Annotated in this window: 22 protein-coding genes; 12 read left to right on the top strand and 10 right to left on the bottom strand. The window is 70.8% G+C overall.

The window, feature by feature from the left end:
- On the bottom strand, positions 1-683 hold a 683-nt coding region (locus QM611_RS11925), incomplete at its 3' end, for a TRAM domain-containing protein (RefSeq protein WP_415080138.1).
- 63 nt (positions 684-746) lie between these two features.
- Here QM611_RS11925 and QM611_RS11920 point away from each other — a divergent pair.
- Complete coding sequence (locus tag QM611_RS11920; protein WP_415080137.1) at positions 747-1397, top strand: Maf family protein; 651 nt, start codon at positions 747-749, stop codon at positions 1395-1397.
- Between the two features lie 75 nt (positions 1398-1472).
- Positions 1473-3254 (top strand): acetyl/propionyl/methylcrotonyl-CoA carboxylase subunit alpha, encoded by a 1782-nt coding sequence (locus tag QM611_RS11915; protein WP_415080136.1) that lies wholly within the window; start codon positions 1473-1475, stop codon positions 3252-3254.
- A gap of 11 nt (positions 3255-3265) precedes the next feature.
- Here the strand turns inward: QM611_RS11915 and QM611_RS11910 are convergent, their stop codons facing one another.
- Positions 3266-4711: an NAD(P)H-quinone dehydrogenase gene (locus tag QM611_RS11910; protein ID WP_415080135.1), complete on the bottom strand. Its 1446-nt coding sequence runs from the start codon at positions 4709-4711 to the stop codon at positions 3266-3268.
- An 84-nt stretch (positions 4712-4795) separates the two neighbouring features.
- Between QM611_RS11910 and QM611_RS11905 the strand changes: the two genes are divergently transcribed.
- The 3 genes from QM611_RS11905 to QM611_RS11895 are packed head-to-tail and all read left to right on the top strand — an operon-like array spanning position 4796 to position 8573.
- Positions 4796-5629, top strand: coding sequence for a purine-nucleoside phosphorylase (locus QM611_RS11905; RefSeq protein ID WP_415080134.1), 834 nt, complete (start codon positions 4796-4798; stop codon positions 5627-5629).
- Positions 5626-7380: a phospho-sugar mutase gene (locus QM611_RS11900; protein WP_415080133.1), complete on the top strand. Its 1755-nt coding sequence runs from the start codon at positions 5626-5628 to the stop codon at positions 7378-7380. The genes QM611_RS11905 and QM611_RS11900 overlap by 4 nt, the downstream gene beginning before the upstream one ends.
- Positions 7381-7421: 41 nt before the next feature.
- A complete protein-coding gene (locus QM611_RS11895; RefSeq protein WP_415080132.1) occupies positions 7422-8573 on the top strand; it encodes a mannitol-1-phosphate 5-dehydrogenase in 1152 nt (383 codons plus the stop codon).
- Between the two features lie 402 nt (positions 8574-8975).
- Here QM611_RS11895 and QM611_RS11890 read toward each other — a convergent pair whose 3' ends face one another.
- The 8 genes from QM611_RS11890 to QM611_RS11855 form a co-directional block, all read right to left on the bottom strand.
- Positions 8976-10091: an adenosine deaminase gene (locus QM611_RS11890; RefSeq protein WP_415080131.1), complete on the bottom strand. Its 1116-nt coding sequence runs from the start codon at positions 10089-10091 to the stop codon at positions 8976-8978.
- An 85-nt stretch (positions 10092-10176) separates the two neighbouring features.
- Positions 10177-11463, bottom strand: a complete 1287-nt coding sequence (locus QM611_RS11885; RefSeq protein WP_415080130.1) for a thymidine phosphorylase — start codon at positions 11461-11463, stop codon at positions 10177-10179.
- Positions 11460-11879 carry a cytidine deaminase gene (locus QM611_RS11880; protein ID WP_415080129.1) on the bottom strand — a complete coding sequence of 140 codons (420 nt, stop codon included), beginning with the start codon at positions 11877-11879 and terminating at the stop codon, positions 11460-11462. The genes QM611_RS11885 and QM611_RS11880 overlap by 4 nt, the downstream gene beginning before the upstream one ends.
- A 2-nt stretch (positions 11880-11881) precedes the next feature.
- Positions 11882-13162, bottom strand: coding sequence for an ABC transporter permease (locus QM611_RS11875; protein ID WP_415080128.1), 1281 nt, complete (start codon positions 13160-13162; stop codon positions 11882-11884).
- Complete coding sequence (locus QM611_RS11870) at positions 13159-14451, bottom strand: ABC transporter permease (RefSeq protein WP_415080127.1); 1293 nt, start codon at positions 14449-14451, stop codon at positions 13159-13161. The genes QM611_RS11875 and QM611_RS11870 overlap by 4 nt, the downstream gene beginning before the upstream one ends.
- Positions 14448-15968, bottom strand: a complete 1521-nt coding sequence (locus tag QM611_RS11865; protein ID WP_415080126.1) for an ABC transporter ATP-binding protein — start codon at positions 15966-15968, stop codon at positions 14448-14450. Before QM611_RS11865 ends, QM611_RS11870 begins: the two co-directional genes overlap by 4 nt.
- Positions 15969-16059: 91 nt before the next feature.
- Entirely contained in the window at positions 16060-17169 is a 1110-nt protein-coding gene (locus QM611_RS11860; protein ID WP_415080125.1) for a BMP family lipoprotein, read from the bottom strand.
- Between the two features lie 182 nt (positions 17170-17351).
- The gene (locus QM611_RS11855; RefSeq protein WP_415080124.1) at positions 17352-18467 is read right to left on the bottom strand and encodes a mannose-1-phosphate guanylyltransferase; all 1116 of its coding nucleotides are present in this window, start codon (positions 18465-18467) and stop codon (positions 17352-17354) included.
- A 401-nt stretch (positions 18468-18868) separates the two neighbouring features.
- Between QM611_RS11855 and QM611_RS11850 the strand changes: the two genes are divergently transcribed.
- The 7 genes from QM611_RS11850 to QM611_RS11820 form a co-directional block, all read left to right on the top strand.
- Entirely contained in the window at positions 18869-19774 is a 906-nt protein-coding gene (locus QM611_RS11850; RefSeq protein WP_415080123.1) for a hypothetical protein, read from the top strand.
- A gap of 267 nt (positions 19775-20041) precedes the next feature.
- The gene (sdhC, locus tag QM611_RS11845) at positions 20042-20476 is read left to right on the top strand and encodes a succinate dehydrogenase, cytochrome b556 subunit (protein WP_415080122.1); all 435 of its coding nucleotides are present in this window, start codon (positions 20042-20044) and stop codon (positions 20474-20476) included.
- Positions 20476-20916: a succinate dehydrogenase hydrophobic membrane anchor subunit gene (locus tag QM611_RS11840; protein ID WP_415080121.1), complete on the top strand. Its 441-nt coding sequence runs from the start codon at positions 20476-20478 to the stop codon at positions 20914-20916. Before sdhC ends, QM611_RS11840 begins: the two co-directional genes overlap by 1 nt.
- 37 nt (positions 20917-20953) lie before the next feature.
- Positions 20954-22765 carry a succinate dehydrogenase flavoprotein subunit gene (gene sdhA / locus QM611_RS11835; RefSeq protein ID WP_415080120.1) on the top strand — a complete coding sequence of 604 codons (1812 nt, stop codon included), beginning with the start codon at positions 20954-20956 and terminating at the stop codon, positions 22763-22765.
- Positions 22765-23538, top strand: a complete 774-nt coding sequence (locus tag QM611_RS11830; protein ID WP_415080119.1) for a succinate dehydrogenase iron-sulfur subunit — start codon at positions 22765-22767, stop codon at positions 23536-23538. The genes sdhA and QM611_RS11830 overlap by 1 nt, the downstream gene beginning before the upstream one ends.
- A 20-nt stretch (positions 23539-23558) precedes the next feature.
- Positions 23559-24566 carry a YihY/virulence factor BrkB family protein gene (locus tag QM611_RS11825; protein ID WP_415080118.1) on the top strand — a complete coding sequence of 336 codons (1008 nt, stop codon included), beginning with the start codon at positions 23559-23561 and terminating at the stop codon, positions 24564-24566.
- Positions 24567-24588: 22 nt separating this feature from the next.
- On the top strand, positions 24589-25662 hold a 1074-nt coding region (locus QM611_RS11820; RefSeq protein WP_415080117.1), incomplete at its 3' end, for a YihY/virulence factor BrkB family protein.

Below are 25662 nucleotides of genomic sequence, written 5' to 3'. Positions count from 1 at the left end.
GCGTCGTCCCGTGGCCGGCGCGCACGGCCGGATCGCCGCGCGTCCGGCCGGGGCAGCACGCGCACGCGGCCGTCCGCGGGCTGCACCAGGTCGATGCGCCCCGGCTCTGCCCGCGACAGCCCCCGTGCCGCTCGCTGCACGCCGTCTGTCGCCAGCGGAAGGCCGTCGACGGGCACGACGCGGTGGCTGCGCGCCGCGTACGGGCCGATCCGCCCGTTCGCGTCGACATGCAGGCTGACGCGCGTGCGCCACCCGGTGCCGTCGAGGGTCTCCTCGGCGAGCACGGCACCGCTCGGCGAGAGCGCGGGCGACGCCGGCGAGATGGATGGCTCCGGGCCCTCCAGTCCGCCCAGGCGCGCGAGCGCCTCGGCGAGCACCCGCAGCTTCAGGCTGCGCTGGTGCGACAGCTCGATGTGCCCGAAGTCGGCTCCGCCCGGGCGGCTCTCCGGCGGCACGTCGATGTCGGCCTGCGGCCATACGTGCTGGCGGCGGTGGGGCGAGGCATCCAGCACCTCCACCGCCTCTCCTCGCCAGAACCGGCGCCGGTCACCGGCCGTGGTCAACCGCACGCGAACGCGCTCGCCGGGGATGGCGTCGGGAACGAACACCACCCGCCCCTCGTGTCGGGCCACGAACACGCCGCCGTGCGCGACGTCCGCGATCTCGAGGTCGATGAGCTCCACTCCCCGACTCTCGCACACCCGCCACGAACGAGCGCGAGGCGCGAGACCGATAGCCTCGTGGCCATGCGCGTGTGCCTGGCCTCCACCTCACCTGCCCGCCTCATGCTGCTGCGGCAGGCGGGGATCGAGCCCGAGCCGTTCGCGCCGGACGTGGACGAGGAGGCCGTGGTCGCCGCGGTCGAGGCGGGCGAGCACCGCACGCTCTCGCCGCAAGAGCACGTGCTGCTGCTGGCCCGGAGGAAGGCGGCGGATGTCGCGTCCCGCCTCGCCGAGGACGACCCGGCGTTCGACGGCGTCGTGATCGGCGGCGACTCGATGTTCGAGTTGGACGGAAAGGTGCTGGGCAAGCCGCACACCGCCGAGGCCGCCACCGCGCGCTGGCACGAGATGCGCGGCCGCACCGGCGTGCTGCACTCCGGCCACAGCGTGTACCGCCTGCGGCCGGGGGAAGCGGCCGCCGAGGCGCACGCGGTGGCCGAGGCATCCGTCTCGTTCGCGTCCGACGTGACCGACGACGAGATCCGCGCCTACGTCGCCTCCGGCGAGCCCCTGCACGTCGCCGGCGCGTTCACCGTCGACAGCCTGGGCGGCCCGTTCATCGACCGCGTCGACGGCGACCCGTCGACGGTCGTGGGGATGTCGCTGTCGACGCTGCGCCGGCTGGTGCGGGAGCTGGGCGTGGAGTGGCCCGGCCTGTGGAACCGGTTGTCCTAGGAAGACCACGTTTCCGGAGGCTTCTTGTAGACACCGCTCAAAAGGCCTGCCCAGCGCGTGAGTAGGCTGGCATCCATGCCTCAGACCGCCCCGCCCCACATCGGCAAGGTCCTCATCGCGAATCGCGGCGAGATCGCCGTGCGCATCATCCGCGCGGCGCGCGACTCGGGGAAGGGCTCGGTCGCCGTCTACGCCGACCAAGACCGCGACGCGCTGCACACGCGGCTCGCCGACGAGGCGTACGCGCTCGACGGCTCGACCAGCGCCGACACCTACCTGTCGATCGAGAAGATCCTGTCGGTGGCGCGGCGCTCCGGCGCCGACGCGGTGCACCCCGGCTACGGCTTCCTCGCGGAGAACGCGGAGTTCGCGCGCGCCGTGACGGCGGCCGGGCTCATCTGGATCGGCCCCTCCCCCGAGGCCATCGAGGCGCTCGGCGACAAGGTCACCGCCCGGCACGTGGCAGAGAAGGTGGGCGCGCCGCTGGCGCCGGGCACCCCCGGCCCCGTGGCCGGCGCCGACGAGGTCGTCGCATTCGCGAGCGAGCACGGCCTGCCCATCGCGATCAAGGCGGCGTACGGCGGCGGCGGGCGCGGGCTCAAGGTCGCGCGCACGATGGAGGAGGTGCCCGAGCAGTTCGCGTCTGCGACGCGCGAGGCGATCAGCGCGTTCGGCCGCGGCGAGTGCTTCGTGGAGAAGTACCTCGACCGGCCGCGGCACGTCGAGACGCAGTGCCTCGCCGACGTCGAGGGCAACGTCGTGGTGGTGTCGACGCGCGACTGCTCGCTGCAGCGCCGCCACCAGAAGCTCGTCGAGGAGGCGCCGGCGCCGTTCCTGACCGACGAGCAGAACGCCGTGCTGTACGACGCGTCGAAGGCGATCCTGCGCGAGGTCGGCTACGTCGGCGCCGGCACGTGCGAGTTCCTCATCGGCGGCGACGGCACGATCTCGTTCCTCGAGGTCAACACGCGGCTGCAGGTGGAGCACCCCGTCTCCGAGGAAGTGACCGGGATCGACCTCGTGCGCGAGCAGTTCCGCCTCGCCGAGGGCGGCCTGCTCGACTACCCCGACCCCGAACCGGTGGGACACTCGATCGAGTTCCGCGTCAACGGCGAGGACCCCGGCCGCGGCTTCCTGCCCGCCCCCGGGCCGATCCACGTGTTCAAGACGTTCGGCGGCCCCGGCATCCGGCTCGACTCCGGCGTCACCGCCGGCGACGCCGTCAGCGGCGCGTTCGACTCGCTGCTCGCGAAGATCATCATCACCGGCCGCGACCGCGCCGAGGCGCTCGAGCGCTCGCGGCGCGCGCTCGACGAGTTCGAGGTGGCGGGCCTTCCGACCGTGCTGCCGTTCCACCGCAAGGTCGTCCGCGACCCGGCGTTCATCGCGGAGGACGGGCGGTTCGGCGTGCACACGCGATGGATCGAGACCGAGTTCGCAGGCGACATCCCCCCGTGGGACGGCGAGGCCGAGTCGCCCAAGCCCGACGAAGGCCGGCACACGGTCGTGGTCGAGGTGGCGGGAAAGCGCCTCGAGGTGAGCCTGCCCGACCGCATCGTGGCCGCGCCGACGAAAGTGGGCCGTCCCGCAGCGGTGCCGCCGTCGCGCCGCTCGCACGCCACCAACGCCGTCACCGGCGCGTCGGGGGATGCCGTGAAGGCGCCGATGCAGGCCACGATCGTCAAGGTCGCCGTCGAGGACGGGCAGCAGGTCGTCAAGGGCGACCTGGTCGTCGTGCTCGAGGCGATGAAGATGGAACAGCCCATCCAAGCGCACAAGGACGGCGTCGTCGGCGCGATCGACGCGACGCCCGGCGCGACGGTCTCGGCGGGGCATCGGCTGCTCACGATCTCCTGAGCACGGCGGGATCAGGCCTCGGCGACGCGCCCCACGTTGTGCATCGCGCGCGCCGCGTCGGCGACGCTGCTGGTCAGCGACGGGTAGACCGCGAACACGCGCGAGACCTGGTCGACGGTGAGGCGGCGGTCCACCGCGATCGCGATCGGGTAGATCAGCTCGGAGGCGCGCGGGGCGACGATCACCCCGCCGATCACGGTACCGCTCCCCCGGCGCGCGATGAGCTTGACGAACCCGTCGCGCACGCCCATCATCTTCGCCCTCGCGTTCACGGCCAGCGGCAGCTTGTGCACGATGCCGTCGGCGACGCCGTCGGTGACATCCTTCTCCTGCCATCCGACGGTCGCGATCTCGGGCGCGGTGAAGATGTTCGCCGTGATCCGCAGCCGGTCCAGCGGCATCACCTCGTCGCCGAGCGCGTGGAACACGGCCGTGCGGCCCTGCATCGAGGCAACGGATGCCAGCGGCACGAACGTCGTGCAGTCGCCGGCGGCGTAGATGTTCGGCACCGACGTGCGCGCGACGCGGTTGACGCGGATGTGGCCGGAGTCTGTCATCTGCACTCCGGCCTCCTCCAACCCGATGCCGCGGGTGTTCGGGATCGACCCGACCGCCAGCAGGCAGTGGCTGCCCTCGACCGTGCGGCCGTCTGCCAGTGTCACTGTCACGCCGTCGCCGGAGCGCTCGACCTTCTCAGCGCGCGACCGGGAGAGCACGGTCATGCCGCCGCGCGTGAACACGCCCTCCAGCACGGTGGCCGCGTCGGGGTCCTCCCCCGGCAGCACGCGCTCGCGGCTGGAGACGAGCGTCACCTTCGCTCCGAGGTTCATGTAGGCGCCCGCGAACTCGGCGCCGGTCACGCCGGAGCCGACCACGATGAGGTGCTCGGGCAACGCCCGCATGTCGTAGAGCTGCGTCCAGGTGAGGATCCGCTCGCCGTCGGGTCGAGCCGCGGGCAGCTCGCGGGGCGAGGCCCCGACCGACACCACGAGGGTGTCCGCCTCGATGCGGTCGAAGTCGGTGCCGCCCGGCCCTGTCGAGACCACCACCGCGTGGTCGCCCTCGAGGCGCCCGTGGCCGTCGATGATCCGCACGCCGGCGGCGACGAGGGCGGCCCGCATATCCTCGGACTGCTGGTGGGCGAGGGCCAGCAGGCGCTTGTTGACCGCCGCGAGGTTGATCGCCACCTGCGGGCGCAGCGGCCTGCCGTCGCCGCCACGCGCGAAGAACTGCACGCCGAGGTCGGTCGCCTCCGCGATCGCCACGGCGGCGTCGGCCGTCGCGATCAGCGACTTGGATGGCACGACGTCGCTGATGACGGCAGCGCCGCCGACGCCGGCCCGCTCGACGAGAGTGACCTCCGCCCCCAGCTGCGCGGCGGCCAGCGCCGCCTCGTAGCCGCCGGGCCCGCCGCCGATGATCGCGATGCTCTGCGTGAGCTCGAAGCTGAGGGACATGGCCCCATTCTTGCGCGTTCCGGCCGCGAGCGTGTCCCCGGGCCGCTCTGGCCCACGGCCGCGCGGGTTCCTAGAGTGGGAGGTATGCCAGACACAGTGCTCAACCCCCTCGACGACCCGTCCGCCGACCCTTTCGAGGTCGCCGCGCGCGCGGCCGAAGACATCGCGCGGCTCACCGGCGTGCCGCGCCACGACATCGCCGTCACCCTCGGAAGCGGCTGGGGGCGCGCAGCGGAGCTCATCGGCGAGACGGTCGCAACCCTGCCCGCCACCGAGGTCACCGGCTTCTCGAAACCCGCCCTCGAAGGGCACGTCGGAACCCTGCGCAGCGTGCGCACGCCGAAGGGCGCGCACGTGCTGGTCGTCGGCGCGCGCACCCACTTCTACGAGGGGCACGGAGCGCGCCGCGTCGTGCACAGCGTGCGCACCGCCGCCGCGACCGGCGCGTCCATCATGGTGCTCACCAACGGGGCGGGCGGGATCCGGCACACCTGGACCCCCGGCCAGCCCGTGCTGATCAGCGACCAGATCAACCTCACCGGCGCGTCGCCGCTGGAGGGCGCGACGTTCGTCGACCTCACCGACCTCTACGCGGTGCGACTGCGCGACATCGCGCGCGCCATCGACCCCTCCCTGCAAGAGGGCGTGTACTGCCAGTTCCGCGGGCCGCAGTACGAGACCCCCGCCGAGGTGCAGATGGCGAAGGCCATCGGCGGGCACATCGTCGGGATGTCGACCGCGCTCGAAGCCATCGCCGCCCGGCAGTCGGGCATGGAGGTGCTCGGCTTCTCGCTCATCACGAACCTGGCCGCCGGCATCCAGACCACCCCGCTCAGCCACGCGGAGGTGCTCGAGGCCGGTCGCGAGGCCGAGCCGCGCATCTCGTCGCTGCTGGCCGACGTGGTGAACGCGCTGTGACCGACGCGGACGCCGCGATCCTCGATCGCGCGCGCGCGTGGCTGGCGCAGGACCCGGATGCCGAGACCCGCGCCGAGCTTGACGCTCTGATCCAGGCGGCGGACAGCGGAGGCGGCGCGGCGTCCGCGGAGCTTGCCGACCGGTTCTCGACGCGGCTCGCGTTCGGCACCGCGGGCCTGCGCGGCGAGCTCGGCGCCGGCAGCAACCGGATGAACCGTGTGCTCGTCTCGCAAGCGGCGGCCGGGTTGGGCGCGTACCTGCTCGACGCCGCGGCGCGCCGCGGGGAGGCCGACCCGCCCACCGTCGTCATCGGCTACGACGGCCGGCGCAACTCCCGCGTGTTCGCGCGCGACTCCGCCGAGCTGCTCGCGGGCGCGGGTCTGCGCGCCATCCTGCTCCCCCGCCTGCTGCCGACGCCCGTGCTCGCGTTCGCGGTGCGCCGTTTGGGCGCCGCGGCGGGCGTCATGGTGACGGCGAGCCATAATCCGCCCAACGACAACGGCTACAAGGTGTACCTCGGCGGCGAGAACGGCGGCGCGCAGATCGTGTCGCCGGCCGACGCCGAGATCGCCGCGTGCATTCAGCGGGTGGCCGACGATGAGGATGTCACGCGCTTGCCGCGCTCGGTGGGCTACGAGAACGCGCCCGAGTCGATCGTCGACGACTACATCGCCGCCACCGCGGCCGTCGCGCCCGCGCCGGAGAGCGCGGCCGGCCTGAACTGGGTCTACACCGCGATGCACGGCGTCGGATGCGAGACGCTCTCGCGCGTCGTCGAGGCGGCAGGATACCCGGCCCCGACGATGGTGGCGTCGCAGGTCGAGCCGGACGGGGCGTTCCCGACCGTGTCGTTCCCGAACCCGGAGGAGCCGGGCGCGATGGACCTCGCGTTCGAGACCGCGCGCGGCGCGGGCGCGGAGCTCGTGATCGCGAACGACCCGGACGCCGACCGGCTCGCGGTGGCGGTGCCCGACCCCGACGCGGAGGGCGGATGGCGACGGCTCACCGGCAACCAGGTCGGGCTGCTGCTCGGCTGGCGCGCGGCACGCCTCGCCGCTGCGGCCCCTGAACTCGCGGCTGCGGCCCCTGAGCCTGTCGCTGCGGCCCCTGAGCCTGTCGAAGGGCCGCCCGCATCCCTCGCGTGCTCGCTCGTCTCGTCGCCCGGCCTGCAGGCGGTCGCCGAGCACTACGGCCTCGCGTTCCACGCGACCCTGACCGGCTTCAAGTGGATCTCGCGCGCCCCCGGCATCGTGTACGGCTTCGAGGAGGCGCTGGGCTACCTCGTCAACCCCGACACCGTGCGCGACAAAGACGGCCTCTCCGCGGCGGTGGCGATGCTCGGCCTGGCCGCAGAGGCGCGCGGCCGCGGCGCGACGGTGGGCGACCTGCTCGACGAGTTCGCGGCCACGTTCGGGCACTTCGCGAGCGACCAGATCTCGGTGCGCGTCGACGACCTCTCGATCATCGCGCGCATCATGGCGGCGCTGCGGGCGCAGCATCCCTCCCGCATCGGCGAGGTCGACGTCGCTCGCGTGGACGACCTGCTCGACGGCGTCGACGGGCTGCCTCCGGGCGACGTGCTGCGCCTGTGGCTGGCTGACGGATCGCGCCTGATCGTGCGGCCAAGCGGCACCGAGCCCAAGCTCAAGCTGTACCTCGACGTCAGGGGAGACTCCGAAGACGACGCGCGCGCGCGGATCACGGCGCTCGCCGCCGGCGCTCGCGCCCTGCTGGACGCCGTGCGCCCCTGAGGCGAGTGGACCTCGCGTGCCGGCCGCACCAGGATAGAAGCATGAAGGCGGTGCATTTCGGGGCGGGCAACATCGGACGCGGCTTCGTGGGGCTGCTCCTGCACCAGGGCGGCTACGAGCTCGTGTTCGCCGACGTGGCCGCGCACCTCGTCGACGCGATCAACGCCACCGACGAGTACACCGTGCGCGAGGTCGGCGAGGGCGGCGCCGACACGGTCGTCCCCGGCATCCGAGCCATCGACAGCGTCGCCGACCGCGACGAGCTCGTGGACGAGATCGCCGGCGCGAATGTCGTGACCACCGCCGTCGGGCCGACAGTGTTGAAATTCATCGCGCCGCCGATCGTCGCCGCGCTCGCGCTGCGCGACCCGTCGGCCCCGCCCCTGCAGGTCATGGCGTGCGAGAACGCGATCAACGCGACCGACCTGCTCAGGGACGAGATCAAGCAGCTCGCCGGCGACGCGTGGGACGCGCTGGCCGCCCGCGCGGTGTTCGCGAACACGGCCGTCGACCGCATCGTGCCCGGCCAACCCGCCGGCGAAGGGGTGGATGTCACGGTGGAGCCGTTCTACGAGTGGGCGATCGAGCGGCTGCCCTTCGGCGACGACCCGCCCCGCATCCCGGGCGCGCACTTCGTCGACGACCTCGCGCCGTACATCGAGCGCAAGCTGTTCACGGTCAACACCGGGCACGCCGCGACCGCCTATTTCGGCGCCCGCGCCGGTATCGAGCGGATCTCCGACGTCCTCGCCGACGACGCCATCGCCGCGCAGGTCGCCGCCGTGCTGGCCGAGACATCCGCCTTGCTCGAGGCGAAGTTCGGGCTGGACCGGTCCGACCTCGCCGCCTACCGCGCGACGATCCTGAACCGCTTCCGCAATCCGGCGCTTCCCGACACGGTGTGGCGAGTCGGGCGCCAGCCGCTGCGCAAGCTGTCGCGGCACGAGCGATTCGTCGGCCCCGCCGCCGAGGCCGCCGAGCGCGGCCTCTCGGTCGACGGGCTCGTCGCCGCGATGGCGGCACTCCTCGAGTTCGACGACGACAGCGACGCGCAGTCGGTCGAGCTGCAGCGGCTGCTGCGGGAGAAGGATGCCGCGCAGTTCACCGCCGACGTGACCGGCCTGGAGCCTGCGCACCCGCTGTTCCCGCGCGTGCAGGAGGTCGTCGCCGCGAGGCAGGCGGCTCTCGCCTGAATCGCGAGGGGCACCCTTTCGGTCGCTGAGCATGTGTCTGACCTGTCCGACAATCGGCGAGAATCTCCCTCGTGACCACTCTTTCCGCCCGAACGACTCCGCTGCCGACGCGACGAGTGCGAGCCCCTTCCTCACCGCGGACGCCGGGAACCCGTGGCGCGACGGATCCTCGACACCAACGCCGTGGTTCAGCTCGACCGCCAGAGGGGTCGGACCTGGAACATCTCCGACTCGGACGACATCGCCATCGTGGCGCTCACGACCTCATCATCGCCGCCCACGCACGACAGACCGGTCGCCGAGTGGTCTCCCTCGACGTCAAGGCGCGCTTCGGCGACCTGCCTGGCGTCTTCATCCTCGACGACAAGTGACGCTTGAGCGTATGGAACAGCGAGGCGCGGCTCAGCCGGCGAAGCCGTCGGAGATGATGTCGATGAGCTCTTCGCGCTCCTCGACGGGCAGGAACGCACCGGCAGCCGCGTTGAGCTGGAACTCCTCGAGGTCGTCGAGGTCGTAGCCGAACGCGTCGACCAGCAGCGACAGCTCCCGTGTGAGGGAGGTGCGGCTCATCGTGCGGTTGTCGACGTTGACCGTCACCGCGAACCCGAGCTGGTACAGCAGGTCGAAAGGGTGGTCTTCCATCGTCGTGCCCCACGCCGTGATCGCCTCGGTCTGCAGGTTGGACGACGGCGACAGCTCGAGCGGGACCTCCCGGTCCCGCACCCAGCGAGCGAGGTCGCCCAGCCGCACCTGCACCTCGTCTCCGCTGCGCTCGACGACCTCGAGGTCCTCGGCGATGCGCACGCCGTGCCCGAGCCGCAGCGCGCGCCCGTCCAGCAGCGCCGACCGGATCGAGGCGAGCCCGGCCGCCTCGCCGGCGTGCACGGTGGCGGGGAAGAAGTGCGCCGCGAGGTAGTCGAACGCCGCGCGATGCTGCGACGGGGGGAAGCCGTCCTCGGGCCCGGCGATGTCGAATCCGACCGCGCCGCGATCGCGGAAGGCGACGGCGAGCTTGGCGATCTCGAGCGATCGGTCGGTGTGGCGCATCGCGGTGACGAGTTGGCCGACCCGGATGCTTCGTCCCGAGCGCTCGACAGCGGACTCTCCTTCCTCGATGCCCGTCTGCACGGCCTCGACCGTCTCTTCCAGCGACAGGCCCCCGTGCACGTGCTGCTCGGGCGCCCAGCGCGCCTCGCCGTAGACGACGCCGTCGGCGGCGAGGTCCTCCACGAACTCGCGCGCGACACGGCGCAGCCCGTCGGCGGTCTGCATGACGGCGATCGTGAGGTCGAAGGTCTTCAGGTACTCGACGAGCGTGCCCGAGTCGCACTGCGACCGGAACCAGTCGGCGAGGGATGCCTCGTCGTGCGCCGGCAGCGCGACACCTGCCGCGTCGCCCAGCTCGAGCACGGTGGCGGGGCGCACGCCGCCGTCGAGGTGGTCGTGCAGCGACACTTTGGGAAGGCCGCGCAAGGACACCCCCTGCACTCGGGTGTCGCCGTGCTGGTCGGTGGCCATCGTTCTCCTGTTCTGCGGCCCTTCGACAAGCTCAGGGGCCGGATTGTGGCTCAGGGGCCGGATTGTGGCTCAGGGCCGGATTGTGTCACGCAGTGATGCGCTCCGCCACCAGTCCACCACGTTCCGGCGCGACCTGTCCGATCTCCCACGCGCCCTCCAGCGCGGCCAGCGCCCGGTCGAACCGCGAGGCGTCCTCTGCCAGCAGCGTGAACACCGGCTGGCCCGCCGCCACCGCGTCGCCCGGCTTCACGTGCAGGTCGACGCCCGAGGCGTGCACGACGGCGTCGTCAGCGCGCGCCCGGCCCGCGCCGAGCCGCCACGCGGCAACGCCGAACGGCAGCGCCTCCATCCGGGCGACCACGCCGGCACGGGGCGCGGTCACGGTGTGGGTCTCGCGCGGCGCGGGCAGCGCGGCATCCGGGTCTCCGTCCTGGGCGCGGATCATCGCGCGCCACGTGTCCATGGCGCGCCCGTCGGCAAGCGCCGCCTCGACGTCCGCGTCGGGCTGCCCGACCAGGCTGAGCATCTCGCGGGCCAGTGCCACGGTCAGCTCGACGATGTCGGCGGGGCCGCCGCCGGCGAGCACCTCCACCGACTCGCGCACCTCGTTCGCGTTGCCGATCGCCAGGCCGAGCGGCGCGTTCATGTCGGTGAGGAGGGCGGTCGTGGCCACGCCCGAGTCGCCGCCCAGCTCGACCATCGTGCGCGCGAGCTCGCGGGCGCGGTCGAGGTCTTTCATGAAGGCGCCCGAGCCGAACTTCACGTCCAGCACGAGCGCGCCCGTGCCCTCGGCGATCTTCTTCGACATGATGCTCGACGCGATGAGCGGGATCGCCTCGACCGTGCCAGTGACGTCGCGCAGCGCGTAGAGCTTCTTGTCCGCGGGCGCGAGTCCGCTGCCGGCGGCGCACACCACGGCGCCGACGTCGCGCAACTGCGCCGACATCTCGTCGCCCGTGAGCGCCGCACGCCACCCGGGGATCGACTCGAGCTTGTCGAGCGTTCCGCCGGTGTGGCCGAGGCCTCGCCCGGACAGCTGCGGCACCGCGACGCCGAACGAGGCGACCAGCGGTGCGAGCGGAAGCGTGATCTTGTCGCCGACGCCGCCGGTGGAGTGCTTGTCGACCGTCGGCTTGCCGAGCCCGGCGAAGCTCATCCGCTCGCCGGAGGCGATCATGGCGTCGGTCATCACCCGGATCTCGTCGCGCGACATCCCGTTCAACAGCACCGCCATCGCGAACGACGCCATCTGCGCGTCCGACACATAGCCGCGCGTGTACGCGTCCACCATCCAGCGCAGCTCGTCCTCGGGAATCGGATGCTTGTCGCGCTTGGCGTGGATGACGTCGACCGCGTCGAAGGGCTCGCTCATCGCTCCGAGTCCTCCGCTCCCTGAGCCAGTCGAAGGGCGCGCGGGCCGAACGCGTCCGGCAGCACGTCGTCGATCGTGCGGATGCCGGAGACCGTCTCCAGCAGCATGCCGGGAAGCGCGAACTCGTAGAGCAATTGACGGCACCGCCCGCACGGCATGATCGTCTCGCCGTTGGCGTTGACGCACACGAACGCGACGAGCCTGCCGCCGCCGCTCAGCTGCAGCTCGGAGACGAGCCCGCACTCGGCGCACAGCCCGACGCCGTACGACGCGTTCTCGACGTTGCAGCCCTGCACGATGCGCCCGTCGGAGACCAGGGCGGCGGCGCCCACGGGGTACCGCGAGTACGGCGCGTACGCGCGCCGCATCGCCTCGTTCGCTGCCGCGCGCAGCTCGTCCCAGTCGATGTCGGTCATCGTCAACCCTTGATGTACGGCAGGCCGTCGGCGGCCGGCGCCCTGGATCGGCCGACGACGCCGGCCACGACGAAGATCGTGACGACGTACGGCAGCATGAGCATGAACTCGCTCGGCACCGGCGACCCGATGACGCTCAAGGTGTTCTGCAGGTTCGAGGCGAACCCGAACAGCAGCGCGGCGAGGGTCGCCTTGACCGGGTGCCACTGGCCGAAGATGACCGCGGCGAGCGCGATGAAGCCGGCGCCGGCGGTCATCTCCTTGTTGAACGGGATGCCGTTGCCGATCGTGAAGACGGTTCCGCCCACGCCGGCGATCGCGCCGGCCAGAAGCACATTCCAAAAGCGCGTCGCGTTGACCTTGATGCCGACGGTGTCGGCGGCCTGCGGGTGCTCGCCGACGGCGCGCAGCCGCAGGCCCCAGCGGGTCTTGAACATGCCGAACCAGACCAGGAACACCGCGACGTACATGATGTAGACCAGGATCGTCTGGCGAAACAGCACGGGCCCGACGACGGGAATCTCACTGAGGATCGGGATCGGGATGCGGTCGAACCGCGGCGGGGAGTTCAGCGCCTCCCCGTTGGGCTGGAGCACCTGAGAGTAGAAGAAGCTCGTGAGCCCCATCACCAGGACGTTCAGCACGACGCCGACGATCACCTGGTCGACGAAGTACTTGATCGCGAAGGCGGCGAGGATGAATGCGACGACCACGCCCGCCACCAGCGCGCCGAGCATGCCCAGCAGCGGCTGCCCCGTCACCGTGGAGATCACCGCGGCGGTGAACGCGCCCGCGAGCAGTTGGCCCTCGATCGCGATGTTGACGACGCCCGCGCGTTCGCCGATGACCCCGCCGAGCGCTCCGTAGATCAGCGGAACCGCGAGCCCGAGCGAGCCGGCGAGCAGGCCGGGGATCGGCACGGCGCCGCCTTCTGCCGCCCAGGCGAGGAAGCCGACCACGAGCACGATCACGGAGACGATGACGATCCACAGCGGAGATTTGCCGACCTGCCGCACGAAATAGGCGGACGCCGCGGCCAGGAGCGCCACAAGGACGCAGCACGCCCACGCGGTCGGCATCACCGGCACCACGAGGTCGGGCAGCTGCACGAGGTCGGACTGCGTCGACAGCCGGAATGTGGTCGCGCCGCCCGAGCGCGGCGCCGCGAGCAGCAGGACGGCGAACAGCACCGTGAACACCGCGAGCGCGATCGGCGTCTTCCAGCTGCGGATGACGGTGGCCCCGGGGACCTGGGCGTCGGCGGAGACCAGCACGTCGCTCACTGGGCCACCTCCTCGGCCGCGGCTTGGGCGTCATCCGCGGCCACCTTGGCTTTGAGCTGCGTGAGCCGCTGCTTTTCGCGGCGGCGGCGGTCGCGCGCCTCGGACGGCAGAAAGAAGATCGTGCGCACGAGCGGCGGAGCAGCGATGAACAGCACGATCAGCGACTGCACGACGGTGACGATCTCGACCGGGATCTGCTCGGCGGCCTGCATCGAGAAGCCCCCGGCCTTGAATGCGCCGAACAGGATGCCGGCGGCGAACGTGCCCCACGGGGTGGAGCGCCCCAGCAGCGCGACCGTGATCGCGTCGAAGCCGATCCCGGCGTCGATGTCGGCCGCGAACCCGGTGGTGATGGTGCCGAGCACCTGGTTCACGCCGGCAAGGCCGACCAGTGCTCCGGCGATGAGCATTCCCCACACGTACATGCTCTTGACGTTGATGCCGGCGACCCGCGCGGCGCGGGGGTTCTCGCCGACAGCCCGGAACTGGAAGCCGAGGCTCGACCGCGACAGGATCCACCAGACGACCACCGTCGCGAGGACGACCAGGACGAAGCCGAAGTGCAGGTTGTACTGCGGGCCGAGCAGCCCGGGGAACACCGCGGTCTGCTTCATCGCCGACGTCTTCGGGTTGCTCGACCCCGGCGCCTGCAGCAGGCCGGGCGTTCGCAGCATCCACGAGATCAGATAGAACGCGATGTAGTTCAGCATGATCGTCACGATGACCTCGTGGGCCCCGGTGCGGGCTTTGAGGAATCCGGCGACACCGCCCCACAGCGCCCCCGCCAGCATGCCGACCACGAGCGCAGCGAGCATGTGGACCGGGAACGGCAGGTCGATGGCGAAGGCGACCCATCCGGCTCCCGCCGAGGCCATCAGCATCTGCCCGCGGCCGCCGATGTTGAACATGCCGATGCGGAACGCGAGCGCGACGCCCAGCCCCGCCGCGATCAGCGGCGTGGCGAATGTCAGGGTCTCGGTGAGCGGGACGATGCCACGGGCGAACGTCGGCGCGCCGAAGTTGTAGACCGATCCTCGGAACAGCGCAATGTAGGCGCCGGAGACCGCGTTCCAGACCGCGGCGAGCATGTCGCCGGGGCGCGCGAAGAAGTACGTCGAGGTGCGCTGCACGTCTTCGTCCGTGAAGGCGACCATGATGCCGCCGGCGATCAGCGCCAACAGCACGGCGAGCACCGAGATGAGGGCGTTGCCCTGCGTGATCTTGACAAAGGTCGAGTGCCACGTCGACGGCGGCTCCGCCTCCGTCGCGTCCAGCTTCGTCGTGGTCACGCCGCCGCCCCTTCCCCGGCCGGGCTCTCGCCCGCCATCATGAGACCGAGCACGTCGCGCGGCGTGTCGCCCGGAACGATGCCGATGATGCGCCCCCGGTACATCACCGCAATGCGGTCGGCGAGCGCCGACACCTCGTCGAGCTCGGTGGAGACCACGATGACCGGCACGCCCTCGTCGCGCGTGGCGACGATCCGCTTGTGGATGAACTCGATCGAGCCGACGTCGACCCCGCGGGTGGGCTGGGCCGCGACGAACAGCGACAGGCTGCGGCTGAGCTCGCGGGCGAGCACGACCTTCTGCTGGTTTCCCCCGGAGAGCTTGCCGACCGGCGTGTCGAATCCGGGAGCGCGCACGTCGAACTCCTGGAACTTCTCCTTCGCGAACTCCTCGAGCAGACCTCGCTGCACGGTGCCCGCCTTGACGAACGGCGCGCCGTTCGCCCGGTCGAGCATGAGGTTCTCGGCGATCGTGAACGCGCCGACGAGCCCGTCCTCGTTGCGGTCCTCGGGGACGAAACCGACGCCCGCGTCCAGGATGCGGCGGACACTCGAGCCGACCAGCTGCTGACCGTTGAGCGTGATCGAGCCGCGCACTTGGGGCTGCAGGCCGAGCAGCGCCTCTGTGAGCTCGGTCTGCCCGTTGCCCTGCACCCCCGCGATCGCGAGCACCTCGCCCCCGCGCACTTCGAAGCCGATGTCGTCGACGACGACGTTGCCGACCGGGTCGATCACCGTCAGGCCTTCCACGGCGAAGACGCTGTCGCGCAACACGGGCGGCTCCTTGTGCACCGTGAGCTCCACGGCGCGGCCGACCATCATGGAGGCGAGCTCGGCGTTGGTCGCCGTCGGCGAGGCCTCTCCGACGACCTTGCCGAGGCGGATCACCGTGATGCGGTCGGCGACCTCGCGCACCTCGCGCAGCTTGTGGGTGATGAACACGATCGACGCGCCGCTCTGTCTGAGCTGGCGCATGATGCCCATGAGCTCGTCGGTCTCCTGCGGGGTGAGGACCGCGGTCGGCTCGTCGAACACGAGCACTTTCGCGTCGCGTGAGAGCGCCTTGATGATCTCGACGCGCTGCTGGACGCCGACCGGGAGGTCTTCCACGATGGCGTCGGGGTCGACGTCGAAGCCGAACCGCGCGGAGATCTCCCGCACCCGCTCGCGCGCCGCGGCGAGATCGAGCATCCCGCCGGCCTTCGTGTTCTCGTGGCCGAGCATGACGTTCTCGGCGACGGTGAACACGGGGATGAGCATGAAGTGCTGGTGCACCATCCCGATCCCGGCGCGCATGGCGTCGCCGGGGCCTTGGAAGTTCTGGGGGCGGTCGTCGAGCAGAATGACACCCTCGTCGGCCTGGTAGAGACCGTAGAGGACGTTCATCAGCGTGGACTTGCCGGCTCCGTTCTCGCCGAGCAGGCAGTGGATCTCGCCCGGTTCGACCACGAGGTCGATGTGGTCGTTGGCCACCAGGCTGCCGAAGCGCTTCGTGATGCCGCGAAGTTCGAGCTTCATGTCCCCGATCCTAATGAGAGGCGCGCGTGGCGCACGAAGGGGCACGAGACGGGGAGGCCGGCATGCCGGCCTCCCCGTTCGAGCGAATCGCTCAGCCCGCCAGGTAGGACTCGACCGTGATCGAGCCGCTGACGATGCCCTCAGTGATCGTGTCGAGCTCGCCCTGCAGATCCGCCGAGACCTTGTCCTCGAAATCGTGGAACGGGGCAAGGCCCACGCCTTCGTTCTCGAGGGTGCCGACGAACGGCGTCGCGTCGAACTCGCCCTTGCCCGCGCTCATCACGGCGTCCTCGACGCCCACATCGATCAGCTTGCGGATCGAGGTGAGCAGCAGGTCGGCGACGGTCGGGTCGGTCTCGTACACGTCGGCGTCCACGCCGATCAGCGCGATGTCACGGCCCGAGTCGCGAATCACCGACGCCGCCGACTGGTAGATCGGGCCGCCGACCGGCAGCAGCACGTCGACGCCCTGCTCGACGATGCCCTGGGCCGCGTTGATGGCGTCCTGGTTGGCCGCGAATCCGCCCGTGAACACGCCGTCCTGCTTGTCGCGGTCCCAGCCGAACACCTTGACGTTGTCGTCCTTCTGCTCGTTCCAGTACTCGACGCCCTGCGCGAAGCCGTCCATGAAGATCGAGACCGTCGGGTAGTTCATTCCTCCGAAGGTGCCGACCTTCTTGGTCTCGGAGTACGAAGCGGCCGCGTAGCCGGCGAGGAACGCGGCCTGCGCCGTGTCGAACACGATGGGCTTGATGTTGGGCGAGTCGGTCTCGCCGTCGAAGTCGGTGTCGACCACGTCGTCGATCGAGACGTAGTTGATGTCGGGGTTGGCGGCGGCGGACTCGCCGGCGGCCGCAGCGAGCGCGAAACCGACCGTGATGATCGTCGTGCAGTTCTGGTTGACGAGGTTGGTGAGGTTGGGCGCGAAGTCGGACTCGGAGTCAGACTGCACCGTCACCGGCTCGACGCCGAGCGCGGCGGAGGCGCGCTCCAGGCCCTCGAAGCCCAGCTGGTTGAACGACTTGTCGTCGAAGCCGCCCGCGTCCGACACCATGCAGGGCTTGAAGCCTTCGACGGCTCCGCCCCCTGTCGAGGTTGCGCTCGGGTCTTCGGCCGGGGCCTGGCCACAGCCGGCCAGGGCGACGATCAGGCCTGCGGCGGCGGTGACGCCCAGAACCTTCTTGGTGGTAGAGATGGTCAACTCATGCCTCCACATCAATGACCCCGCGGATTTCGCGGGGGGATGATCCGAAGCTACCCACTGGGACGCCGTGCGTGCATGGCCGGGCCGGATTGCTGAGCGAATCTTTACAAAGACGCAATCTGGCCGTTGCCTGCGGCGCCGAGCGCGGGGGCGCGGCGGGCCCGAGCCATCCCTGGCCGCTACAGCACGTCGCCGCGGCCGGTGAGCTTGAGCGCGTCGACGACGCCCTTCACGCGCTGCGCGTGCTCGCTCGTGGTGACCAGCAGCGCGTCGTCGGTGTCGACGATCACGATGTCCTTCACGCCGATGACGCTGATCACCCGGTGGGTCTGGCTCACCAGGATGCCGCTGGCGGTGTCGGCGAGCACTCGGGCGTTGCCGCCGAGGATCGCCAGGTTGTCACGGCGCCCGCCCGAGTTCAGCTTGGCGAGGCTCGCGAAGTCGCCCACGTCGTCCCAGTCGAAGTGGCCGGGGATGACGGCGAGCCGCCCGCGCTCGGCCGCCGGCTCGGCGACCGAGTAGTCGATCGCGATGCGCTCCAGCGTGGGCCACACGCGGTCGACGACCGGCCCGCGCGCGTCGCGGTCGTCCCACGCCTCGGCGAGGTCGATGAGCCCCGCGTACAGGTGCGGCTGGCTCTCCGCGATCTCGCCCAACAGCACATCCGCCCGCGCGATGAACATGCCCGCGTTCCACAGGTACGACCGGTCGGCGAAGTAGTCCTTGGCGGTGTCGAGGTCGGGCTTTTCGACGAAGCGCTCGACGGTGGCGGCCTCCGGGGCGCCCGCGATGACCAGCTCGTCGCCCTTCTTGATGTACCCGAACCCGACCGACGGCTCCACAGGGGGGATGCCGATCGTGCAGATGTAGCCCTCGCGCGCGACGGCGACCGCCTGCTGCACGGCCCACTCGAACACCTGGGTGCCGCGGATCACGTGGTCGGCCGCGAACGACCCGATGATGACGTCGGGCTCGCGGTGGGCGAGGATCGCGGCGGCCAGCCCGATCGCCGCCGTCGAGTCGCGCGGCTCGGACTCCAGGAACACATTCTTGTCCGGGATGTCGGGGAGCTCCTTCTCCACGGCGGCCCGGTGCGCGCGGCCGGTCACGACCGCGATGCGGTCGCGGCCGGCGAGCGGCTCGAGGCGGTTCCACGTGTCGCGCAGCAGCGTGTGCCCCGAGCCGGTGAGGTCGTGCAGGAACTTGGGCGCGTCGGCACGCGACAGCGGCCACAGCCGGCTCCCGATCCCCCCGGCGGGGATCAGCGCGTAGAAGTCTGCGATCGGCTCGGCCATGCGTCCAGCGTATCGAGGGCGCCTCGCGCGACGCCGTGCTCCCCGTCCCTTCGCGCCGCCCGAGCCCGAAGTGGCGCGAAGCGCCGCATCCCTCCCCACAACCAGGCACCACCTGCCACCTCCACCCCCGCTCTACGCTGCCTGCGGAGCGAAAGTGGCGCGTGGCGCCGCATCCACCAGGGCAAAGCGGCGCCACGCGCCACCTTCAGCGGACTCGACACAACCGAGTTTCGTGGGGCGCCTGCTCCTGCACAGGCGGGCTCTGGGCAGAGTTGTCCACAAATCTCGTTGCCGGCCCATTCGCCTCTCGGGGCCACGGCCAGAGTCAGAGGATGCCGCCTCGTCCTCGCCCGCTCCCCCGGGCTTTGCCGACGCCCTTCGCGTGTCGGCGCGCGCTGGCCATGGGTGTCACACCGCGCCGGCTGCGCGCGAAAGATCTGCACACACCCTTCCGCGGTGTGCGGGCCGTGCCCACGGCCGCCGCCGAGCCGGACGACACACCCCTCGCCCGCGACCGCGCCGCGCGCGATCACGTCCTCCTCCTCGGCCGCGCGTACGCCGAGGTCATGCCGCCGCACGCGTTCTTCGTGGGGCGCACCGCGGCCGTCGCGCTCGGCCTCCCGACAGCGCACGGCGAGGATCTCGAAGTGGGGGTGCTGGCGCCGAGCCGCGCTCCTCGACGCGCGGGCGTCCGAGGCATAAAAGTCGCACCGACGCTGGTGAGCGTGCGCAAGCACGAGGGACTCAGGATGTCGAGCCCGGCGTCGACGTGGGCGATGCTCGCCCGAGAGTGCAGCGTCCGAGAGCTGATCGTGATCGGCGACGCGGTCGTGCGCGTTCCCCGCGACCGTCGGGGCGACGCACACCCCGAGCGGGCGCTCGCGACCATTGAGCAGTTGCGCTCGGCTGCTGCCGCCGGCCCCCGACGGGGCGTGCAGCGGCTGCGCGAGGCGCTGGAACGGATCCGCGTGGGAAGCGCATCGCCGCTGGAGACCGAGTTCCGGCTGGATGCGGAGGACGCCGGACTGCCGACGCCGGAGTTGGACGTGCCGATCCGCGATGCGAACGGCCGGCTCCTCGGCATCTCGGAGATCGTCTATCGCGAGCTCCGCATCGTGGTCGAGATCGAGGGCGATCACCATCGCACATCGCGCGCCCAGTGGAACCGCGACCTCGAAAAGTACGCCGCATACGCCGCCGCAGGCTGGGAGGTCGTCCGCCTGACCTCCACCCACGTGCGCGGCGCGAAGCGACAAGGCGTGTCGATCACACACGACGCGCTCCGTCGCCGCGGCTGGCAACCCTGATCTCCGAACCCCCAGGAAAGTGGCGCGCTGCGCCGCATCCCTCCCCTCGACCCGGCGCCACGCGCCACCTCCATGTCGCACGATCGCACGGGGGCATGCGAAGGTGCGACCTGGTTCTGTTGATGTCGCGAGATAAGGGCGGCCTAATCGTCGCGACGACGGCGACGGGAATAGGATGAGGGCAGCGCCCGTGTGACGCCGGCGCCGCTCGCCCGTCGTCGAGACGGCGCTCCAGCGGGCCACCGTGTTCGATCAGGGAGGACGTCCGTGTCTGGACCAGCACGCGTCACACCGACGGTCTCGGAGACCACGTCGAAGACGCCCCGCGGCACTCTGTACCGCGGCAACGAAGGCATGTGGTCGTGGGTGCTGCACCGCATCACCGGTGTCGCGATCTTCTTCTTCCTGCTGGTCCACGTGCTCGACACCGCGCTGGTGCGCGTCTCCCCCGAGGCGTACAACGCGGTCATCGGCACGTACAAGAACCCCATCATGGGCCTCGGCGAGGTCGCGCTGGTGGCCGCGATCGCCTACCACGCGTACAACGGACTGCGCATCATCCTCGTCGACTTCTGGCCGTGGGCGACGCGCCACCAGCGCCAGCTCTGGTGGGGGGTGATCGGCCTGTGGGCCGTGACGATGCTCGGCTTCGCGCCGCGCCACCTCATGAACGTCTTCGCCTCGACGGGAGGTGGCCACTGATGGTGATCGCCGAGCCCCGCGCGCCCCAGACGGCGCGCCGCTCCGGGCCGAACCTCGAGAAGTGGGGCTGGATCTACATGCGCGCCTCGGGCGTGCTGCTGGTGGTCCTCATCTTCGGGCACCTGTTCGTCAACCTGCTCGTGGGCGACGGCATCCACCAGATCGACTTCGCGTTCGTGGCCGGCAAGTACGCGACGCCGTTCTGGCAGTGGTGGGACTTCCTCATGCTGTGGCTCGCGCTGGTCCACGGCGCGAACGGCATGCGCACGATCGTCAACGACTACGTGACCGGCCCTCGGCTGCGCACGGCGCTGGTGTGGGCGATCGGGCTCTCCGCGGCCTTCCTCATCGTGCTCGGCACGCTCGTGATCTTCACCTTCGACCCGTGCCCGGCCGGCGCGAACCCCGACCTGCTGCCGAGCTTGTGCGCCACCTTGTGACCGACGCGCTGACGAGACGAGAGACCGAGAGCACCACGTGAGCACTCCCACCGCATCCAGTGACAGCGTCGTCAAGGACGGCGTCCACTACCACCAGTTCGACATCGTCATCGTGGGCGCCGGCGGCGCCGGCATGCGCGCCGCCATCGAGGCGGGGCCGGGTGCGAAGACCGCCGTCATCACGAAGCTGTACCCCACCCGCTCGCACACGGGCGCGGCACAGGGCGGGATGGCTGCGGCCCTCGCGAACGTCGAAGAGGACTCGTGGGAGTGGCACACCTTCGACACGGTGAAAGGCGGCGACTACCTCGTCGACCAGGATGCCGCGGAGATCCTCGCGCGCGAGGCGATCGACGCCGTGATCGACCTGGAGAACATGGGCCTGCCGTTCAACCGCACGCCTGAGGGGAAGATCGACCAGCGCCGATTCGGCGGCCACACCGCCGACCACGGGAAGACCCCGGTGCGCCGCGCGTGCTACGCCGCCGACCGCACGGGGCACATGATCTTGCAGACGCTGTTCCAGAACTGCGTCAAGCTCGGCATCAACTTCTTCAACGAGTTCTACGTGCTCGACCTGCTGACGGTGAAGGATGCCGGCGGCAAGACTGCCGTCGCCGGGGTCGTCGCGTACGAGCTGGCCACCGGCGACCTGCACGTGTTCCAGGCCAAAGCGGTCATCTTCGCCACCGGCGGCTTCGGCAAGATCTTCAAGACCACGTCGAACGCGCACACGCTCACCGGCGACGGCGTCGGGATCGTGTGGCGCAAGGGCCTGCCCCTGGAGGACATGGAGTTCTTCCAGTTCCACCCGACGGGCCTGGCGGGCCTGGGCATCCTGCTCACCGAGGGAGCCCGCGGCGAGGGAGCCATCCTGCGAAACGTCTCGGGCGAGCGCTTCATGGAGCGCTATGCCCCGACCATCAAAGACCTCGCCCCCCGCGACATCGTGAGCCGCTGCATGGTGCAGGAGGTCGCGGAGGGCCGCGGCGCCGGCCCGCACCGCGACTACGTGCTGCTGGACTGCACGCACCTCGGCGCGGAGGTGCTGGAGACCAAGCTCCCCGACATCACCGAGTTCGCGCGCACTTACCTCGGCGTCGACCCGGTGGTCGAGCCGGTGCCTGTCATGCCCACCGCGCACTACGCGATGGGCGGCATCCCGACCAACAACAACGCCGAGGTGCTCGCCGACAACACGACCGTCGTTCCCGGCCTGTACGCCGCGGGCGAGTGCGCGTGCGTGTCGGTGCACGGCTCGAACCGCCTCGGCACCAACTCGCTGCTGGACATCAACGTCTTCGGCAAGCGCGCGGGCCGCAACGCGGTCGAGTACGTGAAGACGGCCGAGTTCGTGCCGCTGCCGGAGAACCCCGCGCAGGACGTCCGCGACCTCATCGAGCACCTGCGCGACAACCCGGGCAGCGAGCGCGTCGCCGTTTTGCGCAAGACGCTGCAGGACGAGATGGACCGCAAAGCCCAGGTCTTCCGCACCGAGGAGTCGCTCGGCGAGGTGCTCGGCGTCATCGAGGAGCTGCGCGAGCGCTACCGCAACGTGCACGTCGACGACAAGGGCAAGCGCTACAACACCGACCTGCTCGAAGCCGTCGAGCTCGGGTTCCTCCTCGACCTCGCCGAGGTGGTCGTCTACGCGGCCCGCAACCGCAAGGAGAGCCGCGGCGGGCACATGCGCGACGACTTCCCCCAGCGCGACGACGAGAACTACATGCAGCACACGATGGCCTACCTCAGCGGAGACCCGCACTCGTCGCACCCTGACGACCACATCACGCTCGACTGGAAGCCGGTCGTGGTGACCCGGTACCAGCCGATGGAGAGGAAGTACTGATGTCGATGGCGGTGGCCGAGTCGGACGCGACGGCGACGCAGGACGAGCGGGATGCCTCCGGCATCCAGTCTTTCCTCGTGACCTTCATCATCCGCCGCTTCAACCCGGAGGTCGACGAGGAGCCGCGCTGGGTGGACTACGACGTGGAGGTGTACTCCACCGACCGTGTGCTCGACGCGCTGCACAAGATCAAGTGGGAGGTGGACGGGTCGCTGACCTTCCGCCGCTCGTGCGCCCACGGCATCTGCGGCTCGGACGCCATGCGCATCAACGGGCGCAACCGGCTCGCCTGCAAGACCCTCATCAAAGACCTCGACATCTCCAAGCCGATCTACGTCGAGGCCATCAAGGGACTGCCGCTGGAGAAGGACCTCGTGGTCGACATGGAGCCGTTCTTCGCGTCGTACCGCGAGGTCAAGCCCTTCCTCATCGCGAGCTCGACGCCGGAGCCCGGCCACGAGCGCATCCAGACGATCGCCAACCGCGAGATCTTCGACGACACGACGAAGTGTATTCTCTGCGCGGCATGCACTTCGTCGTGTCCCGTGTTCTGGACCGACGGCCAGTACTTCGGCCCCGCGGCGATCGTCAACGCGCACCGCTTCATCTTCGACTCGCGCGACGACGCCGCCGAGGTGCGGCTCGACATCCTCAACGACAAAGAGGGAGTGTGGCGCTGCCGCACGACGTTCAACTGCACCGAGGCGTGCCCGCGCGGCATCGAGGTCACCAAGGCCATCGCCGAGGTCAAGCAGGCCGTCCTGCGCGGGTGAGGCGTGGATAGTCTGGCGGGGTGACCGACGAGCAGCCCTCGCTGCGCGGGCGATTCGAGGAGCCGATCGCGCGCGCCACGGAGCTCACCAGGAAGACGCTCGCCCTGTTCCCCGTCCGGGTCTGGCGGCACTTCCTGCGGCACAACGGCTTCCTTCTGGCGGCGAGCATCAGCTACCAGTCGCTGTTCGCGATCTTCGCGGCGCTGTACGTCGCCTTCGCGGCCGTCGGGGTCTGGCTCGGCGGCAGCCCGCGCGCCATCGCCGGGCTCATCGCGCTGGTGAACCGCTACATCCCCGAGCTCATCAGCGCGGACGGCCTGGTGGCGCCGGGGCAAGTGGAGGCGATCGCGGCCGGCAGCGGCGGGACTCTGGCGGTGACCGGCGCCGTGGCGGGGATCGCCGCGATCTGGACCGCCACAGGATTCGTGACGTTCGCGCGCCGTGCCGTCCGCGACATCTTCGGCCTGCCGTTCGACCGCCGCAACTACGTCGTGCTGAAGGCGCGCGACTTTCTCGCCGCGCTGACGTTCGGGGCTGCCCTCGTGCTCGGCTCGGCGCTCGGCGCCGCCACGACAGGGCTGCTCGACTGGCTGCTCGGGCTGCTCGGCCTGGTCAGCCAGTCGTTGGCGAATCAGGCCGTGCTGCGCGTGCTGTCGGTCGCCGTCGCGTTCGCGATCAACTCCGCCGCCCTTGCCGGCCTGTTCCGCTTCCTCTCCGGCGCATCGCTGCCGTGGCCCGCGATCTGGCCCGGCTCGATGCTCGGCGGCGGGGCGATCGCCGTGCTGCAGGTCGGCGTCGGCTTGCTGTTCCTCTACACGCCGAGCAATCCGCTGCTGGCGGCCTTCTCCGCGCTGATCGGGTTCCTGTTGTGGTTCCGCCTCGTCGCGATCGTGCTGCTGGTGGCGGCCGCGTGGATCGCCGTGGCCGCGGCAGACCGCGCCATCCCGCTGCGCGCGGCGGAGGAGTCGCCCGCGGCGCGGCAGGCGCCTGTTCCCGAGCCGGCAGAGCGCGGCATCCCGCACAACTGATCGCGGTCGCTATCCTGGCCCCGTGACGGTCAATCGCGAGGATGCGCAGCCGCGGACAGGAGCAGGCACGATCCGCGAGCGCCTCACCGGCCCCATCGCGCGCGCGGAGGACATCACCAAGCGCACGTTGGAGTGGTTCCCGGTGCGCGTGTGGCGGCACTTTCTGGACCACAGCGGGTTCCTCCTGGCGGCAGGGGTCAGCTACCAGGCGCTGTTCGCGATCTTCGCGGCGACTTACGTCGCCTTTGCCGGAGCGGGAGTCTGGCTGGGCGGCAGCACGGCAGCGATCAACGCGCTCATCGACGGCATGAACAACTACGTCCACGGCGTGGTCGGCGACGGCGGCCTGTTCACGCGCGACCAGGTCTTCGCGATCGCGTTGCGCTCGCGCGGAGTGCTGGCCGTGACCGGCGCCGTGGCCATCATCGTCGCGATGTGGACGGCGACCAGCTTCATCTCCTTCTCTCGCCGCGCGGTGCGGCACGTGTTCGCCCTGCCACCTGACCGGCACAACATCCTGGTGATCAAGGCCCGCGACCTCGTCGCCGCCGCCGTGCTCGCAATCGCGCTCGCCATCGGGTTCGGGGTCGCCTCGACAGGCACGTTCCTGCTCCGCGCGACCTTCGGCACGCTCGGCTGGGACACGCACTCGATCTGGTACGAGCTGGGAATCGGTGTCGCATCGGTGTGCGTCTCGTTTCTCGTCTACGCGGTCACGCTGGCGGCTCTCTTGCGCTTCCTCACGCGCACGGCGCTGAGCTGGCGTGCCATCCGGCCGGGCGCGCTGCTCGGAGCGGCGGGCATCACCCTGCTGCAGCTGGGCTCCGGCTACCTGCTGCTCTACGTGCCCCGCAATCCGCTACTGGCGACGTTCGCGATCTTCGTCGGGCTGCTGCTGTGGTTCCAGGTGGTGGGCATCATCCTGCTGTTCGCGGCGGCGTGGATCGCCGTCTACGCGCGCGACGGCGACGAGCCGCTGCTGCCGCCGAGCGAGGCCGAGCGGCTGGTCGCGCAGCACGAGGAGCTCGTGCGGGCCGCGCGCGAACGGCTGCGCCGCGCTCGCGACGCGCGGGCGGCGACCCCGTGGTGGCGGGCG

Source organism: Microbacterium sp. (genome assembly GCF_047606685.1).
Taxonomy (GTDB): Bacteria; Actinomycetota; Actinomycetes; order Actinomycetales; family Microbacteriaceae; genus Microbacterium.
Note: the sequence above shows the minus strand (reverse complement) of the source record. Positions and strands in the feature narration are given on the sequence as shown.

Excerpts from the sequence above, each read along its gene's own strand:
- QM611_RS11830 (WP_415080119.1), top strand. The coding sequence starts at position 22,765 with ATGTCGATGGCGGTGGCCGAGTCGGACGCGACGGCGACGCAGGACGAG.
- QM611_RS11840 (WP_415080121.1), top strand. The coding sequence starts at position 20,476 with ATGGTGATCGCCGAGCCCCGCGCGCCCCAGACGGCGCGCCGCTCCGGG.
- QM611_RS11880 (WP_415080129.1), bottom strand. The coding sequence starts at position 11,879 with ATGACCGACATCGACTGGGACGAGCTGCGCGCGGCAGCGAACGAGGCG.
- QM611_RS11915 (WP_415080136.1), top strand. The coding sequence starts at position 1,473 with ATGCCTCAGACCGCCCCGCCCCACATCGGCAAGGTCCTCATCGCGAAT.
- QM611_RS11855 (WP_415080124.1), bottom strand. The coding sequence starts at position 18,467 with ATGGCCGAGCCGATCGCAGACTTCTACGCGCTGATCCCCGCCGGGGGG.
- QM611_RS11920 (WP_415080137.1), top strand. The coding sequence starts at position 747 with ATGCGCGTGTGCCTGGCCTCCACCTCACCTGCCCGCCTCATGCTGCTG.
- QM611_RS11885 (WP_415080130.1), bottom strand. The coding sequence starts at position 11,463 with ATGAGCGAGCCCTTCGACGCGGTCGACGTCATCCACGCCAAGCGCGAC.
- QM611_RS11910 (WP_415080135.1), bottom strand. The coding sequence starts at position 4,711 with ATGTCCCTCAGCTTCGAGCTCACGCAGAGCATCGCGATCATCGGCGGC.
- QM611_RS11850 (WP_415080123.1), top strand. The coding sequence starts at position 18,869 with ATGGGTGTCACACCGCGCCGGCTGCGCGCGAAAGATCTGCACACACCC.
- QM611_RS11890 (WP_415080131.1), bottom strand. The coding sequence starts at position 10,091 with ATGGCCACCGACCAGCACGGCGACACCCGAGTGCAGGGGGTGTCCTTG.
- QM611_RS11865 (WP_415080126.1), bottom strand. The coding sequence starts at position 15,968 with ATGAAGCTCGAACTTCGCGGCATCACGAAGCGCTTCGGCAGCCTGGTG.
- QM611_RS11905 (WP_415080134.1), top strand. The coding sequence starts at position 4,796 with ATGCCAGACACAGTGCTCAACCCCCTCGACGACCCGTCCGCCGACCCT.
- QM611_RS11895 (WP_415080132.1), top strand. The coding sequence starts at position 7,422 with ATGAAGGCGGTGCATTTCGGGGCGGGCAACATCGGACGCGGCTTCGTG.